Genomic DNA, 18,009 nt, shown 5'->3' with positions numbered 1-18,009 from the left:
CTTTGCCGCGAGAACGAGGAAAACACTTCATGGGTAAGCGAATCGACGTCAAGGACCTGAACGTCTTCTACGGAGACTTCATGGCCGTCGAAGGCGTCTCGATGACCGTCGAGCCACGATCGGTGACGGCGTTCATCGGCCCGTCCGGCTGCGGGAAGTCCACCTTCCTGCGCACCCTGAACCGGATGCACGAGGTCACCCCCGGCGGCCGGGTCGAGGGCAAGGTCATGCTCGACGACGAGGACCTGTATGCCGAGTCGGTCGACCCGGTTGCCGTGCGCCGCACGGTCGGCATGGTCTTCCAGCGCCCGAACCCGTTCCCCACCATGTCGATCCGCGACAACGTCATTGCCGGGCTGAAGCTCAACGGCGTGCGCAACAAGAAGGTCCTCGACCAGAAGGTCGAGGAATCACTCGTCGGCGCCAACCTGTGGAACGAGGTCAAGGACCGGCTGAACAAGCCCGGCGCCGGGCTCTCCGGCGGCCAGCAGCAGCGGCTGTGCATTGCCCGCGCCATCGCGGTCGAACCGCAGGTGCTGCTGATGGACGAGCCGTGCTCCGCGCTCGACCCGATCTCCACGCTGGCCATCGAGGACCTGGTGACCAAGCTCAAGGAACAGTTCACCATCGTCATCGTCACCCACAACATGCAGCAGGCTGCGCGGGTGTCCGACAAGACGGCGTTCTTCAACCTCGAAGCCACCGGCAAGCCCGGCAACCTGATCGAGATGGACGACACGCAGCAGATCTTCAACAACCCGAGCAAGAAGGCCACGGAAGACTACATCTCCGGCCGATTCGGCTAGCAGGACCACATTTCCGGTGGCCGCTTCGGGTGAGCCCGGTCCGTCCCGACCCGCCACTCGTCCGCCAGACGTTGTTCGGGCATCATTCATGGGTGGCGAAGAGCAAGGACGACCGCAGGCCGCGGTTCCTGAAGCGCAAGGGCGACCAGCTCAAGGTCAAGGACGCCCACGGCGACAAGCACACCGCTCACCTGGTGCCGCTCACGGAGGACTTGACCAGGGAAGACGGCAACTTCGCCTTCGGCTACTGCAAGAGTTGCGACTGGACCGGGCGCGCCCGTCGTTCGCGCGACAAGGCCCGCGACGACGCCCGCCAGCACCGCTCCGAGTGCGACGGCAAGGGCAAGATCATGCTCGCGGCCATCGACCAGCGCTGAGGGCCTCCGCCCGAAGGCTGCGGATGGGAACAAACCCCGGCCGGAATGCCGTTAGGCTTCATGGTGCGTCGGGCCGCGGCAGCCCCGGGTCCCAAAACTAGCCGCTACGAGCGGCCGTGCGCCGTGAGGCGCTCCCGGCCCGACGCAACCACTCGCGGAACGCAGCGCCATGCGACGCATACCTCGACCGTCGAAGGTTGCGTACGCCGCAGGGCGCATTTCGCGACGCACACCTCGACCGTCGAAGGTTGCGTACGCCGCAGGGCGCCATACGACCCAGTGCTGGCTAGAGTGATTGCACCGCAATACATAGCGAATCGATGGGGTGAGCAATGTCCGATGACGTCGTGATCACCGGTTTCGGCGCGGTGACGCCGGTCGGCAATGACGTTGCGACCTGCTGGCAGGCACTGTGTGCCGGAGTCAGTGGCGTGGCGGAGATCACCGCGTTCGACAGCTCAGCCCTGGGGGTGCACATCGCCGCCGAGGTCAAGGGTTTCGACGCCGCGCAACTGCTAAACGTCAAGCGGTTGCGTCGGACGGCGCGGTTCACCCAGTTCGCGATCGCCGCCGCCCGCGAGGCGGCCGCCGACGCCGGCCTGCGGATCGCCGACGACACCGCCGGAGACGGCGGCATCCCTGCACACCGCCTCGCGGTCGTCATCAACGCCGGCGTCGCGGGTTTCGACACGGTCGAGCACGCGACCCGGCAGCTTCTCGGCAACGCCCCGGGTCGCGTCAGCCCCTACTTCGTGTCGTCCTCGCTGACCAACATGCCTGCGTGCGAGGTCGCGATCGATCTCGGCGCGCATGGGCCGGTCACGGCCAGTGCGCTGGCATGCGCCAGCGGGGTCGAAGCCTTCCTCGCGGCCCGGCGCATCGTGCTGGCCGGCGAGGCCGACGTCGTCGTTTGCGGCGGCACCGACGCCGCCATCACCGAAGTGATGTTCACCGGGCTGCAGGCGATGGGCGCGCTCAGCAAACGCAACGACGACCCTGCGGCGGCGAGCCGGCCGTTCGATGCCGACCGCGACGGGTTCGTCTTCGGTGAAGGCGCAGTGGTCGGGGTGGTGGAGTCCGCAGCGCACGCCCGGCGACGTGGAGCGCGCGCCTACGCCAGGATTCTCGGCGGCGCACTGACCGCTGACGCGTTCCACGTCAGCGCACCGTCACCCGGCGGAACGTATGCCGCGCAAGCGATTTCGGGTGCGCTGCACAACTCCGGCGTGGCTCCGTCGGACGTCGATTACGTGTGCGCCCACGGCACCTCCACCAAGGCAAACGACCGCACCGAGACCGCCGCGATACACAGCGCGTTCGGACCAGCCGCTGGGCACCTGGCCGTCAGCGCGCCAAAGTCGATGGTCGGTCATCTCATCGGCGCCGCAGGGGCACTCGGCGTGATGACCTGCGCGCTCGCCATCGACCGCGGCGTCATACCGCCCACGATCAACCTGACGACGCCCGACCCGGAATGCGACCTGGACTACGTGCCCGGGTCCGCGCGTACGGCGCCGGTCTCCGTCGCCGTCACGAATGCCTTCGGCTTCGGCGGCCAGAACTGCGTCGCCGTGCTGGGCTCCCCCGACCGCTGAACACATGCCGAAAGGAGTCGCGGTGCCCTACACCTATGACCCGACCGCCTATCGAGAGGTCTTCGAGCGAACCTTCACGTTCACCCGCGGATTTCGCCGGAACGTCTCCCGCTACGCGCACCGGCTGGCGTTGCACGACACCACCGACGACCGGCGCTGGAGCTACGCCGAACTTGGTGCCGACGTCGCCCGATTGGCTGCCGGGCTCGCCGAACGAGGCGTCGGCAGCGGCGACCTGATCGCCTTCCAGCTGCTGAACAGCGCGCAGTGGGCGCAGCTCTACCTGGCCGCAGGTCATCTCGGCGCGATCGCGTGCCCGGTCAACTTCCGCTTTTCACCCGGCGAGACTTCCCACGTGCTGCACGAATGCGCGCCTGCGGCATACATTTTCGAGGAGTCGCTGCGCGACGTCGCCGACGAGGCGATGCGGATCTCGGGGTGCCGCCCGGGTCTGGTCGCGTCGGTCACCGCCGATCACAGGGCACGGGCGGGAGCTGTCGAGTCGTTCGACGCGCTGCTCGCGCAACATCCGATCGCGCCGTATGACGGGGCGACCGCCTGGGACGAGTCGGTCCGGCTGCACACATCGGGCACGACGGGTATGCCGAAGGGCGTCCCGCTGCCGAACGCGGCGGAGGTGCTGACCGCGCACGACGTGATCATGCACTTCCCGCTGGAGCCACAGGACAAGACACTGAACATGACGCCGTGGTTCCACCGTGGCGGCATCTCCCCCGGCGGCCCCAACGCGACGTTCTACGCCGGCGCAGCGTCCGTCGCGATGCGCAGCTTCGACCCGGACCGATGCCTGGATCTGGTGTCTGAGCGCGGGCTGACATTCCTCATCGGCGCACCCACCAACCTCGCCATGCTCGCCGACGCGCAGGAGGCCCGCCCACGCGATCTGAGCACGCTGCGTGGCGTCGTGACGATGGGCGCGCCGCTGGAGCGAGCCGCCGCCCTGCGTTACCAACAGACGCTTACCCCAAGGGTTTTCAACGGCTACGGCACGACCGAGGCCTTCTGGAACACGTTCTTGCGTCCGGCCGATCTCCCCGAACACGCCGGAAGTGCGGGACGTTCGTGCACCGACGACGACGTGCGGGTCGTGCACTCCTACCCCGATCGGCCGGCCGCTGCCGACGACCTGGTCCCGCAGGACGGTGCCACGACCGGCGAGATCATCATGCGATCGCTCAAGTCGGGCTACGCGTATGCCGGGAACCCGGCCGAGCAGGAGGCGAAGTTCCGCGATGGGTGGCTGTACTCCGGGGACCTCGGAACCTGGGACGCCGACGAATACGTCACCGTCGTCGGCCGCAAGGACGACATGATCATCTCCGGCGGTGAGAACGTGCACCCGGTGCAGGTCGAGGAGGTCCTCAACGAGCATCCGGGCGTCGTCGACTCGATCGTCGTCGGGCTGCCGGATCCGCGCTGGGGCGAGATCGTGGTCGCCTATGTCCAGGCGCGTCCGGGCGGGGTCACGGCGGGCGAACTGGACGCGCACTGCCGCGCTCACCCGATGCTGGCCGATTTCAAGCGACCGCGCCGCTTCTCCTTCGTGGATGCCCTGCCCCGTACGGCGACCGGCAAGAAGATGCACTACGTAATGCGCGCCGCGCTCCGCGAGCCCGGCGGCGCCTCGGGTCTCGTGCAGCCCTGACCGCCGCCGGGAGCGACCCTCCTCAGGTGAGGTTGCCCACCCTCCAGGCAGCGGCCGCACGTTCGAGGTCGTGTGCAGTGCCCAGCAATGCCGCGGCGCTTCTCGTCGCGGCGCTCGCGCCCGGCTCGTCATGCCCGTCGTGATCGTCGGCCCGGTGAGCCCGGCCGATCGAGGTCACCCGGCAGAACGCCGCGGCCCGCTCGAGCGCGACCGCCAGGTCTCCTTCGAAGACCCCCGACAGGATGGAGTCGACCAGCTCGCGCAGTCCGTCGGGCGAGGGAGGTTCGGCGGCACCGGCAACCGCGTGCTGCACATCGGCATAGTGCCGCCCCAGGTCGTAGTCGATGGCTGCGCCGACCGCGTCACGCCGCACCGACTCGTGGATCGCGTACAGCCGCCACAACGCGCCGGGCAGACTCACCGGGGGCTGCGCCCCCCACAGTTGCGCGACCGTCGCCATGCCGAGTTCGTCGACCAGTCGCACCAGCCGCCTCGTCACGTCCGGATCTTCCGTGGCCCGCCCGGCACCGACGAGCACCGCGGCGGACTCATGCGCGATTTCCGAAACCTCAGCAGGGTCAACCCCTCCGGAGCTGTGCGCGTCGAGCGCGCCCGGACTGAACATCGTCGGACGACGCGGGTGACGCCGCTTGTCGCTTGAGTTCGTCATGCACCTTCACTCTCCTCGCTCACCCCCAACCGTAAGCGACGCACCTGTCCGGCGGCTCAGTCCATCCTGTTGAGTCCCAGCACGACGATCACCGCTTGCCCGGCCGCATCGCTTGCCGGCAGGTCCACTTCGGCGTCGATCCCCCAGTCCCCGTCGCCCTCCGGGTCGTGAATCACCTGCCGCACCTGCCATTTGTGTGGTCCGCGCTCGATGCGCAGGTATGACGGCCCGCGCGCGTCCGCATCGAGGAGCATCTCGTCATGATCCGCGAAATATGCGGAAAGATCGTCGTGCCAGGCGGATTCATCCATGACGATCTCGGTCGGCGGATCGGTGGAGGCAGCGACTGCGCGCTCCAGTGCGGCGAGGGCCACCAAGTCCCGCCGTGCGGCGAGCTGCAGCCGCCGGAACATCCCCTGCCGGACCTGGATGGCGAAGGCCTTGCTGCTCGTGATGGTCCGGGGCGTGTGCACCAGTGCAGCGGCGCGTTCCTCGTGCAGGGCGGGGTTGACCAGTTCCTCCCACTCGTCGAGCAGACTGGAGTCGGTCTGCCGGATGATCTCACCCAGCCACTCGATCAGGTCGTCGAGTTCATCGGTCTTCGCGCCGTCCGGCACGGTCTGCCGCAGCGTGCGATAGGCGTCGGACAGGTAGCGCAGCACGATGCCTTCCGACCGCGCAATCTCGTAGTAGCGCACGAGATCACCGAAGCTCCAGGCGTTTTCATACATCTCCCGGACGACCGACTTCGGTGACAACGCCTGCTCCCCCACCCATGGCTGGTGACTGCGGTAGGTCTCGAACGCCGCATCGAGCAGTTCGGCGAGCGGCTGCGGCCAGGTGACGTCCTCCAGCAGCTCCATGCGTTCGTCGTATTCGATGCCGTCGGCCTTCATCTGCGCGACGGCCTCACCGCGGGCCTTGCGGCGTTGGGCGAGCAGAATGGGACGCGGATCTTCCAGGATCGACTCGATCACCGAGACGACGTCGAGCGCGTGCACCGACTGGTCGGTGGTCGGGTCGTCGGGTGCCGGCAGGACGTCGAGCGCGGCGAGGGCGAATGGTGCGAGCGGCTGGTTGAGCGCGAAGCCGTCCTGCAGGTCGGTCAGCAACTGGATGCCGCGTCCGTCCGGCTCGGGCTGCGGCAGCCGCTCGACGACTCCGGCAGTCAGCAGCTCGCGGGTGAGGGTGATCGCACGCTTCGCCAGCCGGCGTCGCCGCCGCGGGTCCTCGTGGTTCTGCTGCACCAGGTCGCGCACCGCGACATACGGATTCCCTTCGCGTGCAATGAGATTGAGCAGCATCGAGTGCGTGATACGCATGCGCGACTGCAGCGGCTCGGGGTCGGCGTGAACGAGCCGGTCGAAGGTTTCCTCGGTGTAGTTGACGAAGCCCTCGGGCGGCTTCTTGCGCTGCACCTTGCGCAGCTTCTTGGGGTCGTCACCGGCCTTGGCGAGTGCCCGGGCGTTCTCGATCTGGTGCTCGGGTGCCTGTACGACGACGCTGCCGGTGGTGTCGAAGCCGGCCCGGCCGGCCCGGCCGGCGATCTGGTGGAACTCCCGCGCCTTCAGCAACCGCTGCCGGGTGCCGTCGAATTTGGTGAGCCCGGTGAAGATCACCGTGCGGATCGGCACATTGATGCCGACGCCGAGGGTGTCGGTGCCGCAGATGACCTTCAGCAACCCGTCCTGCGCGAGAGTCTCGACAAGGCGGCGGTATTTCGGCAACATGCCCGCGTGGTGCACGCCAATGCCGTGGCGCACCAGGCGATTCAGCGTCTTGCCGAAACCGGCGGAGAAACGGAACCCGGCGATGATCTCGCCGATGCGCTCCTTCTCGGTCTTGCTCAGCATGTTGATGCTCATCAGCGCCTGCGCCTGTTCGAGCGCCGCGGCCTGGGTGAAGTGCACGACATACGCCGGCGCCTCCTTGGCGTAGAGCAGTTCCTCGATGGTCTCGTGCAAGGGCGTCATCGCCCACCGGAAGCTCAGCGGCACCGGGCGTTCGGCGCCGGAGACCGTGGCGGTGGGTCGGCCGGTGCGCCTGGTGAGTTCGTCCTCGAAGACCGACACATCGCCCAACGTTGCTGACATCAGGACAAATTGGGCCTGCGGCAACTCCAGCAGCGGCACCTGCCAGGCCCACCCGCGATCGGGCTCGGAGTAGAAGTGGAACTCGTCCATGATGACCATGCCGACATCCGCCGTGCGCCCTTCACGCAGCGCGATGTTGGCGAGCACCTCGGCAGTGCAACAAATCACCGGTGCGTCCGCGTTGACCGACGCGTCCCCGGTCAGCATGCCGACGTTGTCCGCGCCGAAGGTCTCGCAGAGCGCGAAGAACTTCTCGGACACCAGCGCCTTGATCGGTGCGGTGTAGAAACTCACGCGGTCGCCGGCGAGCGCCGCGAAGTGCGCCGCAGTGGCGACCATCGACTTCCCCGAACCCGTCGGGGTCGCCAGGATGACGTTGGCGCCACCGAGCACCTCGATGATCGCCTCCTCCTGGTGGGGGTAGAGGGTCAGACCGCGCTCGGCGGTCCAGTCCACGAACGCCGCGTAGGCACGGTCCGGGTCGTCGGTGGCGGGCAGCCGGTCGTAGAGGTTCATGGTGTGGCCCATCCTCCCAGCTGGCCGGCGCCGCGGCTCACTCGCGACGGGTCAGTCGGCCGCGGCGCCGGGGCGGAAGCTGGCTCGTGCCTGCCCGAGCCACTCCAGCGCGAGCGGCATCGCCGAGATCCATACGCTGAACCGGTGACCCACGCGGCGCCATTCGACGGTGGTCACCGACATGGGTGCCCGGGCGCGTTGCGCGAAGCGCTCACTCACCCGCCCCGACACCGGGTCCTGCAGCGCGACCTGCACCCAGGCCGCCACCGGCGATGGGTCCGTGCGCTCCACCTGCATCAGGTCGTATGACGGGGGCGTGTTGCGGCCGAACGGGTTGCGGCCGTTGAAGATCGGGTGGAAATAGCCGCCGAGCACGATCATCGATCCGTATTGCTGCGGCCGGTGCATCGCCGTCAGCGCCGCACAGTAACCGCCGGCGCTGTAGCCGATGGTGGCCCATGAGCCACGGTCCGGTCGCGCCCGGAGGTGGGCGACCACCCACGCGGGCACGTCCTTGGTCAGCCAAGTCAGCATCGGCATGCCGGGTGCATCGACACATTCGGTGTCGAGCCCGTCCGGGGTGTAGCCGGGCGCGACGACGATGGTCGGTGCGAGTTCGTGACGCGCGACGAGCCGGCTGATGATCGCGCCGAGGTGGACCGGCCGGTGGAAGTCGTCCGGCGTGCCCGGCACTCCGTGAAACGCCTCGATCACCGGGAAGGTCTCGTGCGGCTGGGTGAAGTATGCCGCGGGCAGCCACACCGTCAGTTTCGCCGGATGCCCGTCCGGGCCGGGCATGGTTGTGTGCACATAGGTGCCACCGGACGGCGGTGTGCTGCGCTTCCCGGGCACCCAGTTCTCCCGCTGGGTGGCGTAGGTCTCCGCCGCGCGGTGATCGGCCGCGATGGCGGCGGGCTGGCGGCGGGCCTGGAGCGGGTTCGCGCCATACGTGACCTGGGCGCCGTGCGGCGGTGCATCGCCGAGCACCTGACCGCGAATGTCGGACCAGTCGGCATACCAGCCGTTTTCGGCGTTCATGGTCGCCGCGACGGCGACCAGCACGAGCAGTGTCGCGACCAGTTGCGACGCTGCTCGTCCGAGCATCGTGCGCCAGCCGCGGCCGGACAGCTTCGGCCACCACACCAGCAGTGCGCCGAACGCGAGAACCGCCAGGACCCAGGCAACGACGACTGTGCCGATGCCGTTCGGCGCCATACGACCGTCCCCCGATGCTTCTTCCATGACCAGCCCGGCTGGGCCGATCCACTGCGGTCTTCATTGTGCCTCGCGCGCACCAGGGTTTCCTGCATCTGCTCTGGAAGATGCCTGGTCACATGCGCAGCGCGCCGGATCAAGCCTCCTGGTGTGACTCGGCGCCCGCCGTTGACTACGCTTACGGGGCGCAACGCGCGCGGGCCTTTAGCTCAATTGGTAGAGCTGCGGACTTTTAATCCGTAGGTTGTGGGTTCGAGCCCCACAGGGCCCACTCTGGGCAGTCTCACGAAACTGCCCTGCCTGAATTCACGAAACTCGACTCACCGGCTTGAGCGGAGATGTGTGGGGCTGATTCTGGGGTGGATCGGCGGCGGGAATCGCCCGGAGGCTGATCCCGGAGCCGTTGAAGAGCCGATCAGTGCGCCATGTGGCTTCGTTGGGCAGGTGTCATCAACAGATGTGTCAGGCCGTCTTTGGTTCTGTCAGAAGGGTGTTGATGTCTTTCGGCGGGGGGCCGCGGCGTCCGATCTTGCAGTGCAGTGCCTTGCTCGGGGTTACGGGCAGCAGCGGTTCGATCGGTCCCGCTGGCAGTTGGCCGCATGGTTCGATGCCGTAGCCCGTCTCGACAAGGTGGAGGTTGATCACGGCTGCCGCCAGCGCGGCCCAGAGCCCATGCTTGAGTCGACCGAACACGCGGACGGTGTTTTTAGTGAAGCCGATCTCGTGCACCTTGAAGATGGAGTTCGCGGACTCGACGCTGTTGCGGCGGCCGTAGTCCGCAAGCCATCGGGTTGTTCCGTAGCGGTGCCGTTGGCGCAGGCGCAAGTATTCCCGGCCCAAGGTCTTGCGTGTCGAACACGAGCATTGTTCGCCGCGCACGCAGTTGGTCGTGGGATGCGTCGCGGCGGATAGTCGCATCGATTCGGGGTTGTTCGCGCAGCGAACCTTGCCTGCTCTCGCCGGACCCTCGTATTGCTGGTTGGCACCGTCTGGCCTGCGCGTTGACCGGAAGGCAAATGCTTCTCTTTCGTCGTACTGTGCGGCTAGCTCCAGCTGCTCACGTTTCGGTGCCCACGCATTATGCGGTGGCAGCTCCCGCAGCCGCGGCGGAACGGAGTCGACAAACAGCCCTCCGTCGATCACGAGCGTCTTGGACATCGGCCCTGGGTGTTGGCCGCGCTGGTTCGTGTGGAGCGTGAAGACTTGCTCGACAGCCTCCTCCGCGAGCGGTCCACACCAGTGATCGGTGGTCAGGATGCTGTATCCCCGATCGACGAGCACACACGTGATTCGCGAGCCCAAGGACTTCGCTGCACGGATCGCGTCCAAACCGGGCTCAGACTTGAGGGTCCCGGCGGGAGCGAGGGCTAACGCCCGGATGAGCGGCGGATATCCTTGCTCGCCCCAGGGAGTCGCGTCGACCAGTAGATGAAGATCGAATCCGTTGAACACCGGCAACTTGCCATCGCGCTCGCTGCGCCACCCTTCCCTGGCCTCCCGGTCCTTGGTGTGAATGAATCGGCCGTCGTCGCCCACTCGCGGCCAACCGGTCTCACTGGCCCTGGGTTTCGGCGCCTTGTCATCGACTTCAAGTGATCCGTCGGGAAGGTCGGGGCGGCCGTCTTTACTCCAGGAGCGTCGGCACGCAAACGTTTCGATATCGGTCGAGTCGAGTGCTTGTTCGGCAGGTTCCGGTATGCACTCGGGGATCGCGGCGCGCGCGATCGCACTGTTGAACTCGGTCGGTGTGAACGGGATACGCGCATCGTGGACTTCGCCCGTGGTTTTGTCGACGGTTGGGTGAAATCCCCGCGCCAAGTCTTCGAAGGCGCTTTCGATTTGCGAATACGGCACGGCGTTGCCGCGCACACCGATCATCCGACGCTGTGCTGGGGTCAGGCCGCGCGTGATCCTCTCGGTGCGGCTCATGTGCTGGCGGTTCGGGCACCTGATGACGGTCAGCAGCCACAAACACAGATGAGTCTTCCATGTCTGCGCCCGCGGCCTACCGGTTGCAGCTGTCATGCGCTCTTGAAGTACTGGGAGGAGCGAACAACGGTTGAGAACGCCCAGGGCGCAGCGCACCTCGTAGTTGGTGACCCTGATCGGCGGCGGCGGCCGCTTCAGGTGTCTAGTTCTGGCCATGGTTTCTACCGACCTGCTGCAAGTCGCAGGTACTCACCGTGCTTGGTTCGGCATGGCACGTGCTGGGTGAGCATGTCGAGGGTGCGGGCGGAGACGCCTCCAGCGATGCGGTTGAACTCGCTGATGGTGATCCCGCTGCTGAGCACCGCGACGGCCCAAGTAGACCTCAGTCGTCGCACCTTCAGCGGTGGCACATCCATCGGGATCTCCGTGCCCTTCGCGTACCGGTGGAGCCGATCGCGGGCCGACGTCGGCGCGCCGATCAGTGGCCCGGTCGGATTCCTGGCACACAAGTCATCGACGACGTCGGCGTACTCGGCACGAATCGGTGTGACACGGTCCGTGAGCGTCAGGCACAGGACACCTGCACCCTCATGGAGGCTGATGTCCGCTGCGGTGACCTCAACCAGCTCGCTCGTCCTCACGCCCGCGCCCAGCCCCAACGCGAGGATTGTTCGCATCGTGCGTCGTCGACGCTTGGTCGCCTGGGCGTCCACCGCCTGCCAAAATCGGTGGACCTCGTCAGCCGTGTAAGGCGTCGAGGCAGCAGCCCCAGGCCCGAGGTCCTCGGCCAGCGGAGGCCACGGCGCCCGGACCGTCGCCGCGCGGCCGACGCGCCTGAGCATCGACCTGTAGGTTCCTCGGGATCGGACAGTCAGCGACGATTTGGAGCCGACGTAGGCGTCGACACGGTCCGGTGTGAACAACGCTTCGGGGTCCGTGGACAGCCCCATCTCGTGGGCCCAGGAAAATAAGGCTGCCGTGCACCGAATTGCGGCGCGCGCGCTGTGCGGCGACTCGAACGCCGCAGCCGCCACGACCGCCCGAATGGTCGACGCATCGGCTTCCCACAAGTCGGGTGCGAGCAGCGATGGCGGGGGTGAGAAGTGGTCAATGACCTCGGTGCCGGTGGCGCACCGGACACCGCGGACAAGAACGTACCGTGTCACGGCCGCCCACCGGCTACTGCGGTGACACGCGACTGGACAGTGTTGACGGCCGCGAGATCGCGAACGCATAATGGCATGACGAAGCCCCTCATCGGGTGAGTGAAAGTTCAGAAGCCGAGACATTGCAGGCCTCGGCGGCGCTATACGCTTCGAAGGCCCAGGCAGGGCAGCCTGGGCCTTCAGCGTTGTCTATGGCATCTCGGGGCGACTCACCCCCGATCCGACCGCGCGACCACCTGGTTCGGTCACCGCGCCGGGCACGATGAAGTCACTGATCCCGACCGCGCGGCAGACTAAAGTGACAGTGGAGTGGAGGTGAGTCTCGACCCAACAGCGTGTACTTGGCAGCAGTTCGTAGAACCTGCCACGAACAAAACAGGAATGCGAGAGAGACACCGGTCTGACCCCTTACATCATGCTGCCGGTCACAGCGCTGGACAGTGCGGTTCTCTCTCGGAACTTGCTCAGGTTAACGCCGTCAACAGTCACGGTCTAGTAACTCGGCCCTCGGCATGTTGCCAAGGAACCGATCACAGACAGCCAGAATTGGCGGCCTCAGCGCACCCAGCCCGCGATTTCGAGCCCACCCGCCTTGAGCACAGCTGCGACATCTTCGGCACCCCGTGGCGACCGCACAAGAGATCCCATCGATGGCTATGCCGTGGGTCTGTGATGCACACCCGTCGGCGACCCGGCCCAGCGGCTCAACGATTGCACTGACGGCTACTTCACGGAGTGCTTGCACGCCTTCGTTCCGTGCCAGCATGTACGCGCTAACTTCGCCTCATGAGTTCAGATCCCAATGATGATGCACTGCTGAGTCTGGCGTTCTCACTGACTACCAACCCTGGTGCTCGCGCGCTGATACTTGGTGCAGGCGTGTCTATGGCTGCGGGTATCCCGTCGGCGTGGGGTGTGCTGACGCAGCTCACCGAGAGGGCACGTGCGGTCGTGGCACCGGACGGCGACGACGAGGATGCGCTGGAGTGGTATCAGCGCGAGTACGGGCAGCAGCCGCAGTATCAAGAACTCTTGGCACGGGTGGCGCCGACGCAGGTCGATCGCCAGGCGGTATTGGCGGCATTTTTTGAACCGACGGAGGACGAGCGAGATCGTCAGGCGAAGCGTCCGACAGCTGCGCATCGCGCGATCGCACGGCTGGTGGCGGGTGGCCAGGTTCGAGTGATCGTCACACTAAACTTTGATGTGTTGATCGAGACGGCGCTGCGAGAGGCGGGTATCGAGCCCGTTGTCGTAGCGAGCGTGGCGGACGCCGCCGGAGTCCGCCCGCTGCACACGCTCAAGTGTTGCGTGGTCCACCTCCACGGCGTCTACACCAACCCGCAGTCGATGCTCAACACTTTCGCCGAACTCGACCATTACGACAACGCGAGGTCTGCCCTCCTTAGCAAGATCTTGGAGGACTATGGGTTGATCGTTGCCGGTTGGTCCGCCGATTATGACCCGGCCCTCCGAGATGTCGTCGCAATAGCGGCACTCGGGCGTTTGTCGTTGACGTGGTGTGAGCCTGGGCAGATGAGCGAAACAGCCCAACAGCTGCTGACTCTCAAAGGAGGGCGATACGTTAAGGACAACGCGGACCATTTCTTCGGGCGGCTTGCTGATGCGGTCACCGCCTTGGAATCCGCGGGCGCGAGGCACCCTCTGACGGTGCCCGTTGCGGTGGGGACGGCGAAGCGGGAGTTGTCGGGTCGTGAGGTGGCCATCGGCGTGCATGATTCGTTGCATCGCGAGTTTGACCAGTTGCATGAGTTACCGGAGTTTCAGCCGCCGTACAGCACCAGCAATTTCGTGGATGTTCGGGCACGGATCGAGGAAGCCAGCAGCGTGTGTACCGCGCTGGTAGCTGTGCTGGCCTACTGGGGCGACTCCGCGACCGATGGGTGGTGGGTTGATCAGGTCCCTCGGTTCGCAGTCGTCACGCATGAAAGTGGTGAGCTGCGGATGCTTGGCGCGCGCCAAGTCACGGGCACCATGCTGATGTATGCGGCCGGGATCGCGGCGGTGGCTGCCCAACGGTTTGATCTGCTTAATCGTCTCTTTCGGCTCACCCGGCGGCCTCATAGTCGCTATGACGGCACACGCGAGTACTTGGCAGCCCACCTCATTCCCGCTGGCGAAGCGACCCCGGACCCACGCGAGATGAGAGAACGATTCGACCCAATCCTGCGTGAGGCTCTCGGACTGGGTGGGGACGGTCTTCAGCAATATTGGCAACAGTTCGAGGTGTTGCGCCTCGCTTGGCTCCTGTCCCGCACGGACGACTTCGAACAGCAGGTCGCGGACGTTGAAAGCAAGAAGGCCGCGTTGGACAAGTTAGACCAGGCAGCGGGAAGCCAGGAACAGACGGAGGCATGGGAGAACTGGCACCGAGGACTTGGCTCGTTGATGAGCGCAGTGCGCACTGGACCGGTTCGAGTGTTCGTGCGTGACACGTTTCTCGGATGGGACCTCTCCTGGCGGTGCCCCGCCGCGGACGATCTTGCCAGCGTCGTGAGTGTGGAGCCCAGTCATCCGCTGAACACATCAGCAATGTTCACCTCGCCGGAGGCGGCTGCCGCGGCCCTGAAGGTCGTGAGTTCCGCATTGGGGCGTCAAGGCAGCCAGGACCAGGACCGGTGGGAGTACGAAGCTGCGTCCGTCGTCCAGTCCTACGTCGGTGTACCCGAATGCTGGCTAGACGACTGGTGGCTGCGCGCGCACCCTGCGATACCTGAGTGAATCGGTGACGCATCGCCACACAAAGACCCCACTGAGGGGCATCGAGTCCGCCATGGCGTCCGATAACAACGCCGACCTTGTCACCCGTTCGAATAGGATTGGGCGATCCCTCAGGAAGTGCCAACCTCATCGCGTTGTGGTAGCTACGTTGAGCGCGTGACTCATTATCTAGATTCAGATACCCATCGGTTGTCTGAGAGGGCGGGGCACCGCCGACGCAGGCTGGTCGGAGGTTAGGCGTGAGCTTGTACGACGAGTTGATGGAGTGGGCTGAATCTCGACCGTGGTGGCAACAACGGCTGTTGGCGCAGTTTGCCTCAGGGGAACGACTCAGCACCGACGCGTACGCGGAAATCGCCCGATCATTGCTGGCACCGACCCCAGCGGCGCCGCATGGCGGCTGGCTATCAAGAGTCCGCTCACCAGCCGCGCCCGCCGACACTTCGAACAATCAGGTTGTTCTGAACTGTCTTCGCGAAGTCAGGAACGTCAATCGGCTCCGCGCTGATGAGCGGCTGACATTCGGTCGACACGGCGTGACCGTAGTGTTCGGGTTTAACGGGAGCGGGAAGTCCGGATACGCGCGGTTGATCAAGCAGATGGTCCGAACCCGGCACCACGAGACAATTCTTCCTGACGTGTTCGGCGATGTGCGACAGGAGCGCGAAGGCTTCTTGGATTACTCGGTCGGCGATGTTTCCGACGAAGCGGACCTTGCAGACGCGCCTCCGTTGCCGTTGGGCCGCGTGACGTTCTATGACGAGAAGTGTGGAGACGCTTACCTGACAACGGAATCTGAAATCTCTTACCGTCCCTCTGCTCTCACTCTGCTTGATGATCTGTACGAGGCTTGCGAGGGCGTGCGGCGGGAGCTGGATCGGATGCTCGCCGAGAACGATCGTGCCGGCGTCAGGCTGCCAGCTTTCGAGTCGGGGTCACCGTCTGCAGTGTTTGCCGACACATTGACGTGGGATACCTCTGACGAGCAGATCGAGACCGCTTGCCGGCTCCCGGCTGATCACGCCGATGAGATGGTTCGGCTGCAGACGGAGGAATCCCGTCTGCGATCAACGGATCCTTCGAAGGAGCAGGCCCGGTTTCGGCGGGTGGCGGCTGATGTCAAGACGGTCGTAGCGCACCTCATGTCCCTGGAAGACCGGCTGGGGGCCGAGTCGGTCGCCGAGTTGCGGAGTCGCCAGAGTGCTGCGCAGGGCTTGCGTGGCAGCGCTGGCGTCTGGGTCATCGTTCGACGATGAACCCGTGAGCGGTGTTGGGAGCGCGGCGTGGCGGTCGCTGTGGGAATCAGCGAAGCGATTCTCGCTGGATGAGGCATACCCGTCTGAGGCATTCCCGCATACTGGCGATGGGGCACATTGCGTTCTGTGCCAGCAGCCACTGACCGTAGCTGCGAGTGAGCGACTCGACCGCTTCCAGTCGTTCATGACGGACGACACCGAACGGCGGGCCACGGAAGCCGAAATCGAGTTGGCCGACCAGGTTCAGCGGCTGCGCGCCGTGGATGTGGATCCGGCTCCTGTGATGGTCGCCGTCGCTGCGATCGCGGACGATGCTGAGGAATTGAAGCGCAAAGTAGAGCGGCTGGTGGACGCGTTTCGTGTTCGGCAGCTATCACTGATCACGGAGGTCGCTGGTTCAGACCTGCCTGACATCGACACCGCGGACCTGCTGCAAGACCTTGACTCGTTGGCACACGATCTGGACGGTAGAGCCTCAGCCCTCGAAGGAGAAGGTTTCGCGCAACGCATCGAGCAAGTGACCCGGCAGCGTCGGGACCTGGGAGCCCGGATTGCTCTTGCGCATGTCAAAGATGATGCTGTCGCGGAACGACACCGGCTCCGGGAACGCCACCAGATCGAGGAGGCCCGTAAACAGACCGCAACCACTGGCCTCACCACCAAAGCGGGCGAGTTGACCCGAAAGTATGTGACCGTGGCGGTTCAGGACCGGTTCTCTCGGGAGTCTGATCGGCTCCGAGTTGAGCAGGTCACGCTTCAGGACAAGAAGGGCCGTCACGGGGTGCTGCTGCATAAACCCGATTTCATCGACGCCACCCTGAACGCCACACTTCCCCAAGTGCTGTCCGAGGGAGAGCAGACAGCGCTTGGCCTCGCTGGGTTCTTTACAGAGGCGTACTTCGACCAATCTCGGTCCACGCTTGTGCTCGATGATCCCGTCACGAGCCTCGACCACGAAAGGCGCGGTCGAGTCGCCCAGCGGCTCGTGGAACTCGCCCACGACCGCCAAGTCATCGTGTTCACTCACGACGCAACCTTCTCCGCGGACATCAACCGTTTCGCAGGAGAGGAAAACACGGCGGTCACTACTCGTAGCGTGCAACGCAGCCGAGGCGACCAACGCCCGGGTGCGTGCCGCGAGGATCACCCTTGGGCGGTGAAGGACGCCCAAGCCCGCCTCGGAGAGCTGAAGCAAGACCTGGTTCGTATCAAGAAGGCGGCGCCCGACTGGGACGACGAAGTGTATGACCGCGAGGTCAGCATGTGGGCAGGGCAACTATCTGAGACATGGGAGCGCTTCGTCAGCCAAAACATCGCAGACGCCCTGGTAAATCGCGGCAACCTGGAGATCCAGGTCACAATGATGAAAGTGGTGGCGCAAATCACCCCTGAGGACAACAAGCAGTTTCAGGAATCGTACAAGCGGTGCTCTCGATGGGCTCGGCGTCATGACAAGGACACCGCGCTGAACTACGTGCCTCCACCAGTAGAAGAGTTGGAGAAGGAGCACGCATTCGTTGGATCCTGGTTCGAGCGTGTCCGCAGATACAAGAATCAGTAATGCGTTCGTGAGGACTCAGTGCTCTGACACATGGAATCACTCAGGTCACATGAACGGCGGCCCCTCCGCCAGCATGTCTGCCCCCACTGCTCGCGTCATCGTGCATGTGGGTTTGTCTCGCGGTGGGTGCCGTGCGCAACGAAACGCGACACCTACCGCCACATTGCGACATAGACGATCTCAGCGTTGGTCAACGGCGCAACTGGGGAGCGGCCGGAGAAAGGCTTCGATGTCAGTCCCTACCTTTCATTGTTCGTCCGTGTCCGCAGGTGCCCAGGTGGTCAGGCTCCAGGACGCGATGCTGGCGAACGTCGCTCGAAGCAGCTAGGGCGTGTCCTGTGAATCGTTGCGTAGCCAGAGGATGATGCCAGCGATGGTGACTTCGGCGGCGTAGTAGGCGGCGCGTTTGGCGTATCG

At 65.4% G+C, this 18,009-nt stretch carries 12 protein-coding genes and 1 tRNA gene; 8 read left to right on the top strand and 5 right to left on the bottom strand.

All coding sequences use genetic code 11. From position 1 onward, the window contains the following. Window positions 1-29 precede the first annotated feature (29 nt). From pstB to EFY87_RS05740, 4 genes are all read left to right on the top strand, one after another. Window positions 30-806 (top strand): phosphate ABC transporter ATP-binding protein PstB, encoded by a 777-nt coding sequence (gene pstB, locus EFY87_RS05755; RefSeq protein WP_123270526.1) that lies wholly within the window; start codon window positions 30-32, stop codon window positions 804-806. Window positions 807-898: 92 nt separating this feature from the next. Beyond that, window positions 899-1,183 carry a hypothetical protein gene (locus tag EFY87_RS05750; RefSeq protein ID WP_220093531.1) on the top strand — a complete coding sequence of 95 codons (285 nt, stop codon included), beginning with the start codon at window positions 899-901 and terminating at the stop codon, window positions 1,181-1,183. Between the two features lie 332 nt (window positions 1,184-1,515). Then, complete coding sequence (locus EFY87_RS05745) at window positions 1,516-2,778, top strand: beta-ketoacyl-[acyl-carrier-protein] synthase family protein (protein WP_181445450.1); 1,263 nt, start codon at window positions 1,516-1,518, stop codon at window positions 2,776-2,778. 22 nt (window positions 2,779-2,800) lie between these two features. Continuing rightward, window positions 2,801-4,444, top strand: a complete 1,644-nt coding sequence (locus EFY87_RS05740; RefSeq protein ID WP_245988495.1) for a class I adenylate-forming enzyme family protein — start codon at window positions 2,801-2,803, stop codon at window positions 4,442-4,444. Window positions 4,445-4,466: 22 nt separating this feature from the next. Here the strand turns inward: EFY87_RS05740 and EFY87_RS05735 are convergent, their stop codons facing one another. Genes EFY87_RS05735 through EFY87_RS05725 form a run of 3 tightly spaced genes read right to left on the bottom strand, consistent with a single transcriptional unit; the run spans window position 4,467 to window position 8,965 of the window. Then, window positions 4,467-5,114, bottom strand: a complete 648-nt coding sequence (locus EFY87_RS05735) for a hypothetical protein (RefSeq protein WP_123270524.1) — start codon at window positions 5,112-5,114, stop codon at window positions 4,467-4,469. 56 nt (window positions 5,115-5,170) lie between these two features. Then, a complete protein-coding gene (locus EFY87_RS05730) occupies window positions 5,171-7,723 on the bottom strand; it encodes a DEAD/DEAH box helicase (RefSeq protein WP_123270712.1) in 2,553 nt (850 codons plus the stop codon). A gap of 51 nt (window positions 7,724-7,774) precedes the next feature. Continuing rightward, window positions 7,775-8,965, bottom strand: a complete 1,191-nt coding sequence (locus tag EFY87_RS05725) for an alpha/beta hydrolase (RefSeq protein WP_123270523.1) — start codon at window positions 8,963-8,965, stop codon at window positions 7,775-7,777. A 171-nt stretch (window positions 8,966-9,136) separates the two neighbouring features. Between EFY87_RS05725 and EFY87_RS05720 the strand changes: the two genes are divergently transcribed. Next, a tRNA-Lys gene (locus EFY87_RS05720) sits at window positions 9,137-9,209 on the top strand. A gap of 191 nt (window positions 9,210-9,400) precedes the next feature. Here the strand turns inward: EFY87_RS05720 and EFY87_RS05715 are convergent. Further along, entirely contained in the window at window positions 9,401-10,867 is a 1,467-nt protein-coding gene (locus EFY87_RS05715) for a hypothetical protein (protein WP_123270522.1), read from the bottom strand. Between the two features lie 221 nt (window positions 10,868-11,088). Beyond that, a complete protein-coding gene (locus EFY87_RS05710) occupies window positions 11,089-12,033 on the bottom strand; it encodes a site-specific integrase (protein ID WP_158607521.1) in 945 nt (314 codons plus the stop codon). A 786-nt stretch (window positions 12,034-12,819) separates the two neighbouring features. Here EFY87_RS05710 and EFY87_RS05705 point away from each other — a divergent pair. The 3 genes from EFY87_RS05705 to EFY87_RS05695 all read left to right on the top strand — a co-directional run bounded on the left by EFY87_RS05705 (window position 12,820) and on the right by EFY87_RS05695 (window position 17,592). Further along, window positions 12,820-14,775, top strand: coding sequence for an SIR2 family protein (locus EFY87_RS05705; protein WP_123270520.1), 1,956 nt, complete (start codon window positions 12,820-12,822; stop codon window positions 14,773-14,775). A gap of 239 nt (window positions 14,776-15,014) precedes the next feature. After that, window positions 15,015-16,031: a hypothetical protein gene (locus EFY87_RS05700; RefSeq protein WP_148043263.1), complete on the top strand. Its 1,017-nt coding sequence runs from the start codon at window positions 15,015-15,017 to the stop codon at window positions 16,029-16,031. Between the two features lie 184 nt (window positions 16,032-16,215). Beyond that, entirely contained in the window at window positions 16,216-17,592 is a 1,377-nt protein-coding gene (locus tag EFY87_RS05695; RefSeq protein ID WP_123270518.1) for an AAA family ATPase, read from the top strand. Window positions 17,593-18,009: the final 417 nt, after the last annotated feature.

This window comes from Flexivirga caeni, from assembly GCF_003724155.1.
Classification (GTDB): Bacteria; Actinomycetota; Actinomycetes; order Actinomycetales; family Dermatophilaceae; genus Flexivirga; species Flexivirga caeni.
This window is presented reverse-complemented; position numbering and strand designations above follow the sequence as displayed.